Source organism: Alteromonas portus, assembly GCF_005117025.1.
GTDB classification, from domain to species: Bacteria; Pseudomonadota; Gammaproteobacteria; order Enterobacterales; family Alteromonadaceae; genus Alteromonas; species Alteromonas portus.
Genome location: NZ_SWCO01000005.1, coordinates 449,819 through 463,038, shown reverse-complemented (window position 1 = coordinate 463,038; position 13,220 = coordinate 449,819). Strand labels below are relative to the sequence as shown.

General features: G+C 44.9%; 11 protein-coding genes. 1 reads left to right on the top strand and 10 read right to left on the bottom strand.

Going from position 1 to position 13,220, the window contains the following annotated elements:
• Positions 1-64: 64 nt before the first annotated feature.
• From gcvH to E5672_RS09955, 4 genes are all read right to left on the bottom strand, one after another.
• Positions 65-454, bottom strand: a complete 390-nt coding sequence (gene gcvH / locus E5672_RS09970) for a glycine cleavage system protein GcvH (RefSeq protein WP_014950360.1) — start codon at positions 452-454, stop codon at positions 65-67.
• 51 nt (positions 455-505) lie between these two features.
• A complete protein-coding gene (gcvT, locus tag E5672_RS09965; RefSeq protein ID WP_136782051.1) occupies positions 506-1,585 on the bottom strand; it encodes a glycine cleavage system aminomethyltransferase GcvT in 1,080 nt (359 codons plus the stop codon).
• 365 nt (positions 1,586-1,950) lie between these two features.
• On the bottom strand, positions 1,951-3,087 hold the full coding sequence (gene nagA, locus E5672_RS09960; protein WP_136782279.1) for an N-acetylglucosamine-6-phosphate deacetylase: 1,137 nt from the start codon (positions 3,085-3,087) through the stop codon (positions 1,951-1,953).
• Between the two features lie 136 nt (positions 3,088-3,223).
• Positions 3,224-4,138 carry a glucosamine kinase nucleotide-binding domain-containing protein gene (locus E5672_RS09955; protein WP_136782050.1) on the bottom strand — a complete coding sequence of 305 codons (915 nt, stop codon included), beginning with the start codon at positions 4,136-4,138 and terminating at the stop codon, positions 3,224-3,226.
• Between the two features lie 428 nt (positions 4,139-4,566).
• Here E5672_RS09955 and E5672_RS09950 point away from each other — a divergent pair, with 428 nt between their 5' ends.
• Entirely contained in the window at positions 4,567-5,415 is an 849-nt protein-coding gene (locus E5672_RS09950) for a LysR family transcriptional regulator (RefSeq protein ID WP_131136860.1), read from the top strand.
• Between the two features lie 89 nt (positions 5,416-5,504).
• On the opposite strand, the gene E5672_RS09945 is transcribed toward E5672_RS09950, so the two are convergent.
• The 6 genes from E5672_RS09945 to E5672_RS09920 all read right to left on the bottom strand — a co-directional run bounded on the left by E5672_RS09945 (position 5,505) and on the right by E5672_RS09920 (position 13,177).
• Complete coding sequence (locus E5672_RS09945) at positions 5,505-6,437, bottom strand: DHH family phosphoesterase (protein ID WP_136782049.1); 933 nt, start codon at positions 6,435-6,437, stop codon at positions 5,505-5,507.
• 165 nt (positions 6,438-6,602) lie between these two features.
• A complete protein-coding gene (locus E5672_RS09940; protein ID WP_240692204.1) occupies positions 6,603-7,646 on the bottom strand; it encodes an MBL fold metallo-hydrolase in 1,044 nt (347 codons plus the stop codon).
• Positions 7,647-7,720: 74 nt separating this feature from the next.
• Positions 7,721-8,596 (bottom strand): DMT family transporter, encoded by an 876-nt coding sequence (locus E5672_RS09935; protein WP_136782047.1) that lies wholly within the window; start codon positions 8,594-8,596, stop codon positions 7,721-7,723.
• A 52-nt stretch (positions 8,597-8,648) separates the two neighbouring features.
• Positions 8,649-10,199 carry a M28 family metallopeptidase gene (locus E5672_RS09930; protein ID WP_136782278.1) on the bottom strand — a complete coding sequence of 517 codons (1,551 nt, stop codon included), beginning with the start codon at positions 10,197-10,199 and terminating at the stop codon, positions 8,649-8,651.
• A 388-nt stretch (positions 10,200-10,587) separates the two neighbouring features.
• Positions 10,588-11,760 (bottom strand): FAD-dependent monooxygenase, encoded by a 1,173-nt coding sequence (locus E5672_RS09925; RefSeq protein ID WP_136782046.1) that lies wholly within the window; start codon positions 11,758-11,760, stop codon positions 10,588-10,590.
• Positions 11,747-13,177 carry an FAD-dependent monooxygenase gene (locus E5672_RS09920; RefSeq protein ID WP_136782045.1) on the bottom strand — a complete coding sequence of 477 codons (1,431 nt, stop codon included), beginning with the start codon at positions 13,175-13,177 and terminating at the stop codon, positions 11,747-11,749. Before E5672_RS09920 ends, E5672_RS09925 begins: the two co-directional genes overlap by 14 nt.
• Between the last annotated feature and the right edge of the window lie 43 nt (positions 13,178-13,220).

Sequence of the window (13,220 nt, the reverse complement as noted above, 5' to 3'; positions counted from 1 at the left end):
AAAAAGGGGCTGAATTATCTTCATGCCCCTTTCAAATTATGTTTTTTTAAAACTGCGTAACGAATTACTCTTCGTCGATGCTGTTTTCGTAGCCTTCAGCGTCTAGTAGACCTTCTACTTCTGCCGCATCGTCAGCTTTAATTTTGAATAGCCAACCGTCGCCGTACGGGTCAGAGTTAACTAATTCTGGTGAATCTTCTAGGTCTTCGTTAATCGCTACAATTTCACCTGAAATTGGCGCGTAAACGTCAGACGCTGCTTTTACCGATTCAGCAACACATACGTCGTCGCCAGTGCTTACTGCGTCGCCAACATCTGGCAAATCAACGAAAACCATGTCGCCAAGTAAGCCTTGTGCGTGCTCAGAAATACCTACAGTGAAAACACCGTCACCTTCAGGGCGAACCCATTCGTGCGTAGCGGCATAGCGTAAATCAGTTGGGATGTTGCTCATAATCGTTCCTGTTATTCTCTGTTAACTTTCGGGGCCTAGAAGCTTTTGGCCTTACAAAACACTTTTTCCATTGCGAACAAAGGAGGGCTTAACCACTTTTACTGTAACCCACTTTTTGCGCATTTCCACTTCTACTGTTTCACCAACATCACTTGGTACTCGTGCCATCGCAATCGAGTGACCTAGAGTTGGAGAGAACGTACCTGAAGTGATAACGCCTTCGCCGCTTTCTGTTTTCACTTTAAGACCGTGACGCAGCACGCCTTTTTCAGTCATCACCAAGCCTACTAGCTTGTCGGTACCCGCTTCGCGCTGCGCTTCTAGTGCTTTACGCCCTACGAAGTCACGTTCTGCCGGTTCCCATGTAATTGTCCAGCCCATGTTAGCCGCTAGTGGCGATACGGTTTCATCCATATCTTGGCCGTACAAGTTCATGCCTGCTTCTAGGCGAAGGGTGTCGCGAGCACCTAGGCCGCATGGCTTAACGCCCGCGTCTAGTAGTGCTTGCCAGAAGCTTTCCGCTTGCTCAGCTGGCACCATAATTTCATAGCCTGCTTCACCGGTGTAACCTGTAGTAGCGATGAACAAGTCTTCTGCTTGTACACCGAAGAATGGCTTCATGCCTGCTACCGCTTCTTTTTGCGCTGCGCTGAACAAAGTGGCTGCTTTTTCTTTTGCGTTAGGGCCTTGTACGGCAATCATGGCAAATTCAGGGCGCTCGGTGATGGTTACGTCAAAGCCTTCTGCTTTGCTCATTAACCAGTTCATGTCTTTTTCGCGCGTTGCTGAGTTAACTACCAGGCGATAGTTAGTTTCGTCGAAGTGATAAACGATAAGGTCGTCTACAACACCGCCTTCTTCGTTAAGCATGCCGCTGTATAGCGCTTTGCCTTTGTCTTTTAGTTTTGCCACGTCGTTGGCTAAAAGGTATTGAAGATACGCTTTGGCTTGTGCGCCTTTTACGTCAACAATGGTCATGTGAGACACATCGAACATACCGGCGTCTTGGCGCACAGCGTGATGCTCTTCAATTTGTGAACCATAGTTAATTGGCATATCCCAGCCGAAGAAATCGACCATTTTCGCACCGGCTTCTAGGTGCTTTGCGTGTAGGGCGGTGGTACTAGACATTCCACTTACTCTTTTTAATTTGAAAGGTAGAAAACGAAATTGAGTATAGTGAGCTAACGTTTGTGCAACAAATTGGAAATTTTTATCAATACATTTAAAAAGCAAATGTATTCTTAGGAAAACATGAGAAAAGCAAATATGTAAGCGTTTACCGCGCATTGATATAGCTTAACGAAGGTTGCAGCCACGACTATCGAACCTGAAAAAACTTAATATTCAGATGGCGTTTAGAAGGGGGAATTGCAATTTAATACCAACTTTTTTGAAACGTTGCTGACTGCTTGCTGCGAAATTGGTGAGGGCGTAGTAAGGAATGTTTAAATACTGTTTAGTAGCCTGTTGTTAGTTGTTCGATAGCCAGTGTGCTAAACGCACACCTCACCATTTTGCCAAACGTTTGCAAGTGCGTTGTCTTCGCTTAGCTCTACAAAGTTCGCCCGCTGCCCCACTGCAATGCTGCCTAATGTCTCGTTAATACCCATAAACGCAGAGGGTGTCGCGCTTGCCATATAGCTCGCGTCTTCTAGCGAAATTCCGATGTCGTTAACGCAGTTGATAACAGCGCCGTGCATGTCTAAACAACTTCCTGCAAGGGTGCCATCAGGTGTAGTAAGTTTGTTTCCAACGCGAGTAATATGGGTATCGAAAAAGTCTATAACGTCTTCGTCGGCACCTACGTGGGCCATGGCATCGGTAACCAGCATTAATTGCGAAGGCCCTTTGGTTTTGAAGGCCAGCTCAACCGCTTTAGGGTGCAAATGCTGATGATCAACAATAATGCCGCAGGTGTTATTGCCTAAAAGCGCTGCGCCAACCATACCAGGTTCACGAGAGGTAAACGGCGACATGGCGTTGTATAAATGAGTAAACCCAGTCGCGCCAGCTTCAATCGCCCTTTCAACCACATCAAACGGCGCATTAGAGTGCCCTAGCGCTACAATAACGCCTTGGTTTACTAAGTCTCGAATAACATCACACGACGTATTTTCTGGCGCTACGGTAATCAATACCTTGCCAAGATCTTTTCGGGTATAAGTGGCAAGCTCTCTGTCGGTTAACGGTCGTATATATTTTGAAAGGTGTACACCTTTTTTCTCAACGCTTAAGTGCGGCCCTTCAAAATGAATTCCTTCAACGCTCGGGTGCCCGCTTTCTATTGCTTCACTTACCGCATTGGCGGCGCTTTCTATGGTTGCTATGTCATCGGTAATAAGCGTGGGAAATAATGTGGTGGTACCAAACTTACGATGGGCTTTGGCCATTATTTCTATACTTTTAAACGTTGGTGCGTGATTAAACATTACGCCCCCGCCGCCGTTCACCTGTGTATCTACATACCCAGGAATAAGCCTTTTAGACACGCGCTCAGAAATTTCTTCACGCTGCTTTTGTGAATCAGAAAGTGCTTCGATGTGAGTAATTACGCCCTCTTTGATTTTGAGTACTTGGTCTTTTTCCCAGTTACCTTTTATCAAAACGTTTTCGGCTAAAATTGTCTTCATCATTGCGCTTTCATTTTCCTAATTACGTGCGGTTGAAGCAGTGTTTTGTTTGCTGCTTATAACGTTGAGTTTTTTTCGTCGCTTGTCTCATTACTTGCATCGAAATTTGCCGCGTGATCTTATGGCTTACTTGCCGTTATTGGCCATCGTATATTGCTTTAGCGTACTTGATAGCGCCCTGCTCTGGCGATAATTCACATGCTTGTAGGCGCGTACGGATTTTCTCAGAAAAGTAAGGTACATACACATTGCTTAACCCACCAATTAAAGCAAGATTATACGTATTATCACCTAGAAGTCGCTGCGCCATACTTTCTAAATATTCGCCACCTTCGTTAAAAATGCGAACAACTTGAGGATCACCTTCACTTAAAAGTGGCAGCATACACGGCACTAAATTCGCGTAATGATGCGTACTAAACCAAGCACATTTTGCCACAATCTCATCGGCATTTGAGGTACCAAGTTCTGCACATACCTTTTTGGCGAGGTCATCAAGGCTTCGAATATTATCTATACACAGTAAAGTATGCTGAATAGCTTTTAGGCCTAGCCAAGCTCCACTGGAAAAATCACCGATTGGAAACCCGTGCCCGCCTAAGTCTGTAAATTTGCCATTAGCATATACTGCCCCTGCAGACCCCGTACCCACAATAATTACCGCTCCCGGCTTTCCATTATGAGCACCTACGCAGGCTGCATGTAAATCACTTAGTATATGAAGCGAATGAAAGGGATGTGCCCAGGTTTCAAAGCCAGCTTTTGCGGTGCTGATATTAGCGCCAGCCAGCCCGGCTGCTACCACACACTGTGATAGCGTGATAGGTGTGGCAGGGGTTTCGCTATTCTGTGAAGCCAACAAGGTATTAGCAGATTCTATAGCCTTTACTACCCCATCCAATATAGAGGTTTTAGCAAGATCTGCGTCTCGCATTATATTAGCTGGGCCGCTAATGCCCTCACCTAGCTGCGTGCCGTTTTTATCTTGTAGTATGACTTTGCACTTAGTACCGCCGCCATCTATTCCGATAAAATACAAATCAGAGTTCATTACATGCTCTCGTAGTTAACATCACTCAATACGCACCTAGCCAGCACATCGTTTTGCGCAGGTAACTCACTTTAAATGCGCAACGCTTCTTAAATCGACACGCTGATTTAAACTTTACAAAAACGCCGCTGAAGCGTAACTGTTTGCTGCTATTGGTTAATTATCGTATCGATATTTATTTGCTAGAGCCTATCACAATTGCGCGCAGCTTAACGTAATTTGCTACGTTTAATAGCCTGAATTCGTGAATTTATAAATGTGACTACGCTTACTCTACGCCGTCTTGCGGTAGTTGATGGGACGTATTCATGGATGGTTTTATACAACTAGCAACGTAAATCTTATCTAAGTTGATAATATGGGCTTTCAGTGCCATACATTTGCAAATACAATAACAAAGAGCACTTACATTAATAAACCTGATAAATATGAAGCAGCTTTCTCTAGATACCTTACGCACCTTTGTTAGCGTTATTGAGCTTGGTGGCTATGCAAAGGCGGGCGACTTTTTGGGTCGTTCTCAGCCTGCTATTAGTTTGCAAATCAAAAAACTTGAATCGCAGCTAGACCGAAAGTTGTTCACCAAAGTAGGTCAGCGCCACGTACCTAGCGCCGACGGCAACTGGCTTTACCCGAAAGCCAAAGAGCTACTAGAGCTTAACGACAACATTTTTAGAAGCCTTACTCCCGCGCCACTAAGCGGTAGATTACGTTTGGGCATTCCCAACGAGTTTGCCTCTACCCTACTGCCGGGCTTAATTGGTGAGTTTTCGAAGCGTTACCCAGATGTATCGTTAGAAGTAACGTCGGCGCTAAGTCGCGATCTACTTCACCCGTCTCAACGAGATCACTTCGATTTAATTCTGGCACTCGTAAACCCGGGCGAGCAAACCGAGGGTGAAGTGGTAATAGAAGACGATGTGGTATGGGTAGGCGACACCGCTCACCCATTAGTGGGGAATAACATTCCGCTAGTGCTAGCGCCGGATGGCTGTATGTACAGAAGCCGAGTAATTGAACAGCTAAAGCAGCAAACGTTCGCCTGGAAAATTAGCTACACCAACGCCGATTTGGGCGGGCTTGTGGCTGCTATTCAACAAGGCCTTGGCGTTACTGCATTGGCGAAATCGAGCTTACCGGCTAATTTAGCAGTACTAAACCACCCGCATTTACCTAAGTTGGGAAAGGTCAATATTTGCCTATTTAACCAAGACACCCAACACCCAGTTATCAGCAAAACCCTCGCAGAATTCTTCAAAGTGCGCCTAACCCAATAAAAAAGGGGTCAGAGTACATTTTTCTGCCCCTTGCTTTAAAAAGGGGTCAGAGTACTTTTTCTGCCCCTTCATCCGTGTGCTAATCAGCGTTAACCATCATTTGTTATGGTTTCAATAAGCTCAGCAAGCACCGTCTCTGATTTACTGGTTTCAACTTGGCAGGTACCCGCGTTCATGTGACCACCGCCGCCATACTTCAAGCACAACTCTCCCACATTGGTTTTAGAGCTACGATTAGTAATGGATTTACCAATAGCAAATACCACGTTTTGCTTTTTCAGCCCCCACATCTTGTGAATAGAAATATTACAGTCTGGGTACATGGCGTAAATAACGAAACGGTTTGTGGCGTAAATGGTTTCTTGATCTGTTAAGTCGAGCACAACTAGGTTGTCGTGTACGGTGGAGCACTTAGCAATTTGTGCCTTAGCCATTTCGTTGTGCTCATGATATAAATCTACGCGTTCGGCCACGTCTTCCATTTGAAGTATTTCTTCTATGCTGTGATCTTTGCACGCATCTATTAGCTTCATCATTAGCTGGTAGTTAGAGATTTTAAAATCTCTGAAACGGCCAAGCCCAGTTCGTGCATCCATGATGAAATTCATAAGCACCCAATCTGTAGGTTCTAAGATCTCTTCTTCGCTAAACTGCGCAGAGTCGCCTTTATCTACTGCTTCCATCATATCTACTGAGATATTGGGAAACTTATCGGCACCACCGTAATAGTCGTATACGACGCGCGCAGCAGAGGGCGCTTTGGGATCGATAATGTGGTTATCAATGTCGCCTGAATTACGCACAGTCTCACTAAGATGATGGTCGAAGGCAATGTGACACCCTGCGACATAAGGCAGGTTGGTAGTGATGTCATTCTCGGTAATATCAATTTTACCGTCTTGCATGTCTTTAGGGTGGACAAACAAAATGTCGTCTATCATGTCTAAATCTTTAAGCAAGACCGCACATACCAAGCCGTCAAAATCACTTCGTGTAACTAATCTAAATTTTCGCTCTGACATCACTTATTTCCTTTAATAACAAGTCTGAAATAAGTGTAACAGCTAGCAAAATTTTTGAGAGATTACCTATACAAATTTTAATTACAAAGTCATAAAACGCGACAAAAGTATAACTATCGACTTGATTAGTCAGCTTTTTACTTTCTTCAATTTTACTAAAGGTAATTAGAAGATAAGCGACTGACCTTGTGTGGCAATTATAAAGTTAAAGCCTAACTTGTTAGCCTGATTTAACTCTTTTGATATGACAGAGCGTGGGCTCTCTCCCGCTTTTAAGCTGTATTTAATATGGCTTATCACAATATTGATGTCTGGAACCTGGCTTTTATCTTCAACTAGTTCGTAAAAGCGAGTGAGTTCTTGCATTAACCATTTAGGCGTAAGGTGTCCGAACAACAAATTGTCAGGGCGACTGTTATCAAAAGACACTTCAATAACCATACCTCTTAGCGTTTTACTTCGCATTTGCTGTGCGAGGTAGCGCCATATTACGCTCAGCTTTCCTTCTTTTTCGACATCGTCCGGACCAGTATCACCGAAATAAACAAACATATCGTTGTCACTTTCAATAACGAAAGCGGTCGATTCTAAGGGGTGGCTTAAACTAAAAGGCGTTACCGTTAAGTTAGTGCCTTCAATGCTACTGGTATGTTGCGGTGTCAGGTCGATAACATCGTATTTGTTGAGCTTTGGTTCTAAACCTCGATTCGTAAAGTTTGCCCATGCCTGCCAATTAAAATAGGTCGCTCCCATGGTGTCGTTTACTGACTTTAAGGCATAGATGGGTTTATTGTTATCATCTGGTGAAGCAACGAGTAACCCTGCTACATGATCCAGATGGCCATGGCTAATTAAGTATGCAGCAACGTGATTATGCAGTACGTTGCCGTTAGCTCGCAGGTTATCGTCGGGCTTGCTTTTTAAAGTGTCAAAAGCCCCTTCTTTCAACGCAACATCAATACCATTAACTATGCTTCCTGCGTCTAGGGCAACGTAGCGTTCCTCTTCTAAACTTCGCAGTAAAAATGCGCTCAAGTTGCCGTCTTTGATACCGCCAGTATCGCCTAATGTAACAAGTTGAAATGCAGGCTCTGCGCTGCTTTTGCTTCTTCCAATAGCAGTGTTGTATTCCGTTTCATTGTCTTTTACTGAAACAGTGCTGCAAGCGCTTAGCGCTGAGAAAATCAAAAAGCCAAATATATATTTCAAAATTTCTTTTTACCTATTAACAATATTTGTTCCTAGCTTTTGAAAGCTGAGCAAAAAAGATAAACTACAAAATATCAGGCCCACATCACCATAATAGCGGCAGCGCCGATTAGGAGTAGCCCAATAATTTCGCGCTTTGTAACTGCGTTTTTTAGCCAGTAATGTGAAAGCACCAAAGTAAGCAAAACCTCTAGTTGCCCCAGCGTTTTCACTAGCGCCACATGCTGTAGCGCCATGGCAGTGAACCAGCATATAGAGCCCAAACAACTAACCGTGCTTATCGCCAGCACCTGATTTTTAGCGTTTACTAGTTGCTTAAACACAAAGGGCTTAGTTAGCGCAATATAGCCACTTAAACTTATTGTTTGTACACATAGCACCCATAACAAAACCCAAGCTGCGGCTACTGTATGCTGAATGTTGAGCATATGGCTAGCCTCGCGCACTAGAAGTGATGTGAGCGCAAAGCAGGTACCGCAAGCTAAACCGATAGCCATGGTTTTCAAACTAATACCATGAAGTCGGTTACCGCTGCTTAGCACGAATACGGCTATTCCGCCTATGACTATGCCAGCCCACCCAAGGGGTGTTAAGTAACTGCCAAAAAAGAGCATACCAACTACGCCAGCCACCAATGCCTCACTTTTCGCAAGGCCTGCCCCAATGGCAAAGTTCTTCTGCTTGAACAAAATCACCATTAAAGAAGTGGCTGCTATTTGAAGTAGCGATGCAAACAGCACTACTACTATGAAAGAACCTGAGAATTGAGGCAGTTGACTATCAGTACCATTATAAAGGATGAGCAGATAGGCAAGGGCAATTGGTGGAGCCAGGATAAATCGAGACAGCGTTACCCCTGAGGTATTAACGGCGCCGCTCAGTTTGCTCTGCAGCGCATTGCGCACGGTTTGCATAATAACCGCGCCCAATGTAAATAAAATCCAACTCATTCGGGTCGCTTTACCTTTAAATTCGCATTATAACCTGCCGTTCTAGCATGTTTTATTTAACGTTAGTTTCGCTACCAGACAACGCCTGAAGACGCTTTGCTTTGAAGTCACTTTCGCGCTTCCAATAGGGCCATACATCGCCTTGAGCATAATAAGTAAGCATACTTCCAATAAGAGACAGGTCTTGCTTTACGCCACCTAAAGTCCAGCTTGGAAGATAGTCATCATCGGCTTTATGGTAGCGCTTAGCGATAAAGCTTGGGTCGGTATCGCCTAAGCTCATGAACAAAATAGATGGCACCCCCTGTTTAGCAAGCGCGAAGTGATCTGAGCGGAAGAACAAACCGTTCTGAGGGCGCGGGTCCATTTTAACGGTCCGCCCTTGTAACGCCGCTGCCGTCGCCAAATCGTCTTCGATAGATAAATAACCTTCACCGTACTGCAAAATGTAATCAACATTATCGTTTACATTCATGCCGTCGATATTCAAAAAGGCCACCATGTTTGACGTAGGCACGGGAGGGTTATTGGCAAAGTAATCAGCACCCAGCAGGCCCGTTTCCTCTGCGGTAAACGCGCTAAACATTAGCGTACGCGCAAAGCCTTCTTCGCGTTTTGCAAGCGCATCTGCCAGCGTTAGCACACCAGCTGTGCCAGACGCATTATCTACTGCACCATTGTAAATAGTCGTTTTGCCATTCTTTTCAACTTTACCAAGATGATCCCAATGTGCGTGCAGCATTACCCACTCTTCTGGCTTAGCTGTCCCTTCTAAAATACCGGCAACATTCTGCGATTCAGCATGCTCAATAGAGTTAGTGAAGCTTAATGATGCTTTTGTGTTTAACAGAATTGGGGTAAATCCAGGCTTGGATGCTTTTCTTTTAAGCTCGCCGTAATCTAAGCCTGCTTTTTCAAATAATTGCCTAGCAGCATTAAGATGAAGCCACCCCATTACGCCTACTTGTGACGAATTATTGTTGTCATCGACTAGGCTAAACTTAGTATTAGAATTTGAGTTTTCGACAACGCCCCAGCCGTAGCCAGCAGGCATGGTTTCATGAACAATGAAAACAGCTTCTGCGCCCTGCCTTGCAGCCTCTTCGTATTTGTAAGTCCAACGACCATAATAGGTCATGGCGTTGCCTTGAAATAAATTTGGATCTTTAGAAGCAAAACCTGGGTCGTTTACCAGCATTACAACTGTTTTTCCCTTTACATCAAGGCCGGCGTAATCATTCCAGTTGTATTCGGGAGCGTTAATGCCATAGCCCACAAAAACTACGTCACTATCGGCGAGGGAAAATTCTTCAACAATGCGCTGAGTTCGGGCGGTAAATTCGCTGCCTGCACTAAAGTTGAGGTCGCCTATGGTCAACGATGAAATATTACTAGGTGTTATTTTGGCTAAAGGTACAGCTTGTGTATAGCTGTCACCAAAGGCAGGCTTAAGCCCTAGCTTTTTGTATTGGGTTACCAAGTAATCTACTGTTTTTTCTTCCCCTTTCGACAAAGGCCCTCGCCCTTCAAACTCATCGCTTGCCAGAGTTTTAACGTGCTGGCGATACACGTCTAAATCGATAGAGGCGTTACTCAGCGACATCTTTACGTTTTTTGCTTTAGCCGACGAAGGCTCAACCGAGGTCAAACTGGAAGTAGTAACGTCAGCATTCGCCGAACCAATAAGTAAAGTAGAAGTAAGTAGAGATGCAGCACATGAAAAGGAAAAGGCGCGATTAGGTTTGCACAAGAAAGTAAACATAAGCCATTGGTAGAAATAAAAAAGGATACCGAAGAGTATCCTTTACCGGCAACTATCTCAACGCCAAGAATGGGGTCAGAGTACATTTTTAAATAATGGGGTCAGAGTACATTACTGGCATTCTCTACTTCAAAACTAGAGAAATGTACTCTGCCCCCATTATTCATGAGAAATGTACTCTGACCCCAATTTTGAAGCTGGGAAATGTACTCTGACCCCAATTTTTGGTTTATAGGCCCATGGCGTGGCTGACGAAGGCGGTTTTAATGGTGCTGAGTTTGTCTGTGGCTGAAAGACCAATTCCTCTGACTAACTTTTTGAGGGGGTCGTCACCGTCGAATAAGAATTTGAAGCCGTCCATTGCGGCAATCATTTTCATGGCTTCGGTTTTACGGCTTCGTTCGTATCTACGAAGATGCTTGTACAAACCTATGTCTTTGCCCGACGCCTTTAAGTCATTTAGGGTTTCCGCCAGTGCGAGCGCATCTTGCATGCCCAAGTTAGCGCCCTGCCCTGCAAGCGGGTGAATGGTATGCGCAGCATCGCCCACCAGCACCACACCGTCTTTAGCCCACTGGCGTGCATAACGCATGGTAAGTGGAAAAGCAGTGCGCTTAGTTTCAAGCGCTATAGTGCCAAGAACGCTATTACTAGCCGCAGTTAATGCATTACAGAACGCAGCGTCATCCAGCGCCATTAGTGAGTTCGCTTGCTCTGGGGTTTGTGACCACACTATAGAACACACATTTGGCTCGGACATTGGCAGTAGCGCGAGTGGCCCTGTGGGTGTGAACGCTTGTCGCGCCACGTTATTATGTGGCTCAAGCGTTTTGATATTAGCGACAATCGCCGTGTGCTCGTAGTCTTTAAATGTAATCGGCAAGCCAGCTTGTTTTCTTACAAATGAGTTTGCGCCATCGGCACCGACTAATAATCTGCAGCTTAGTACTTCATCATTATCTAGCATCAGCATGGTTTGATTTGGGCCAGCTAATACTCTATCAATACCCGCAGTAATCAACTCTACATTAGGTTGCGCTTCCACAGCTTTAGACAGTGCATTGACTAAAGCTTGGTTCTCTACAATCACGCCAAGTGCATCACTACCCATTTCATCACATGAAAAACATATGTCGCCAAAACTGTCTTTGTCCCAAACATGCATATCGGTGTAAGGGTTGGCACGGTCTTGCTGCAAATGCGTCCATACTTCAAATTGTTGTAATGCTTTAATATTTGCCTGATTTATGGCACTCACTCTTGCCGTAGGCTTATCATCAAGTGCTTGATAACATGAAGCCTTATCAACAACGGCTACGCTCAGTTCGCTTCCTTTAAGCGCCGCTGCAAGGGTTAGCCCTACAATCCCGCCGCCCACTATCGCTATATCAACATGCTGCATTGTTGTCTCTATTTCTCTGTGGTGTTTCGCCGTAGCCCGTTGTGTGTTTAACAAACGCTTTTTTCGCCTGAGGCATCATGCTTAATGCCAATAACGACACATTACGCCCTATAACTGTTGGAAAATACTGGTTTGAAAAAGTACGTACTAGCGTATCGGTAAGGGCTATCGTGTTATCCCTGTCATTCTTACGCGAATTAGCGTAATGCTGAGTAATGCTGAAAGCGCCTGCATCGAAGTTAGCTGATGCGAACGCTTCACTTTGCACGGTGTTTGACTGACCTTGAGCAGAATTCGACGCAACATTTGACGATGACGTATGCCCTTCACTCGCCAAAATTCTTTTCGAATTACTCACCGCTGATTGCTGTGCGTGTTTTTCTGCTGAGTTTTTCAATATAGACACCAAAGCACTTAAATCACGTAAACCTAAATTGAAGCCTTGCCCAGCAATAGGATGTAACGCTTGCGCTGCATTGCCTACTACCACAGTGCGATGACTGGCGACCTGCTGCGCCTTAGTAAGCGCTAACGGGTAACTTGCCAACTCACTCACTCTTAGCACTTTGCCCTGTCGATAGCCAAAAGCTTCCTGTAGGGCCTTAATAAATTCGCTTTGGCTTAACGCCATTAACGACTTTGCGGCGTCGGTATCTACGGTCCATACAACCGAAAAGCCGTTTCCATTAGCCTTGATATCATCAATTTCACTGTCGAAAGGCAAAAACGCTAACGGACCACTTTGAGTAAAACGCTCATACGCTTTGTTTTCATGGGGAAGCTGAGTGTGAACGTTAAAAACAATAGCCGTTTGATGATAGTCGCTAACTGATTTTGTAATGCCAACTTGCTCAGCTAACCCTGAACGACCGCCATCAGCCAGTACCAGCAACTTTGTAGTAAGCGATTGCCCACTATCAAGCTGCACACTAACAAATTCGCGCTGCTGCTTTACCTTAGTTACTTTGGCAGGTGCAATATATTGATAGCTTGAAGTAGCAGTTGCCGCCAATCGAGTCAGCGCGCTTAAGCTTACAACTTGGCCGAACGCGTCGATGTGATAGTCGCTACTTTCAAGATTTAATAACCCCAAGTGCCCTTTGTCGCTAACTTCAATATGCTTAATTTGAGGAGGTAGCTCACCGTTATGCTGCTTAGCTACACCATCAAGGTTTAGCCCCATGCTCGACAGCTCATCCACTGTACGTCTTGCTAGAGCAATAACGCGAGTGTCGGTAAAAGGGTTAAAGTCGACTAAGCTTTTACTGGTTTGTTCGGGGTCTGCTGCATCGATAAGGGTGACAGATAAGCCACAGCTATTTGCAGGAGATACTTTCTCTGCAAGTGCTTTGGCTAATACAGTACCGACAATACCACCACCAATAATTACTACATCAACCGCTGCTGCCGATTCCACTGTTTTTATCTTCCTGTCGCCCAGCGCCTTCATTTTTAAAGCA

What these genes read in the sequence shown, in the direction of transcription:
- gcvH (WP_014950360.1), bottom strand. Translation starts at nt 454, where the DNA reads ATGAGCAACATCCCAACTGATTTACGCTATGCCGCTACGCACGAATGG.
- gcvT (WP_136782051.1), bottom strand. Translation starts at nt 1,585, where the DNA reads ATGTCTAGTACCACCGCCCTACACGCAAAGCACCTAGAAGCCGGTGCG.
- nagA (WP_136782279.1), bottom strand. Translation starts at nt 3,087, where the DNA reads ATGAAGACAATTTTAGCCGAAAACGTTTTGATAAAAGGTAACTGGGAA.
- E5672_RS09955 (WP_136782050.1), bottom strand. Translation starts at nt 4,138, where the DNA reads ATGAACTCTGATTTGTATTTTATCGGAATAGATGGCGGCGGTACTAAG.
- E5672_RS09950 (WP_131136860.1), top strand. Translation starts at nt 4,567, where the DNA reads ATGAAGCAGCTTTCTCTAGATACCTTACGCACCTTTGTTAGCGTTATT.
- E5672_RS09945 (WP_136782049.1), bottom strand. Translation starts at nt 6,437, where the DNA reads ATGTCAGAGCGAAAATTTAGATTAGTTACACGAAGTGATTTTGACGGC.
- E5672_RS09935 (WP_136782047.1), bottom strand. Translation starts at nt 8,596, where the DNA reads ATGAGTTGGATTTTATTTACATTGGGCGCGGTTATTATGCAAACCGTG.
- E5672_RS09930 (WP_136782278.1), bottom strand. Translation starts at nt 10,199, where the DNA reads ATGTCGCTGAGTAACGCCTCTATCGATTTAGACGTGTATCGCCAGCAC.
- E5672_RS09925 (WP_136782046.1), bottom strand. Translation starts at nt 11,760, where the DNA reads ATGCAGCATGTTGATATAGCGATAGTGGGCGGCGGGATTGTAGGGCTA.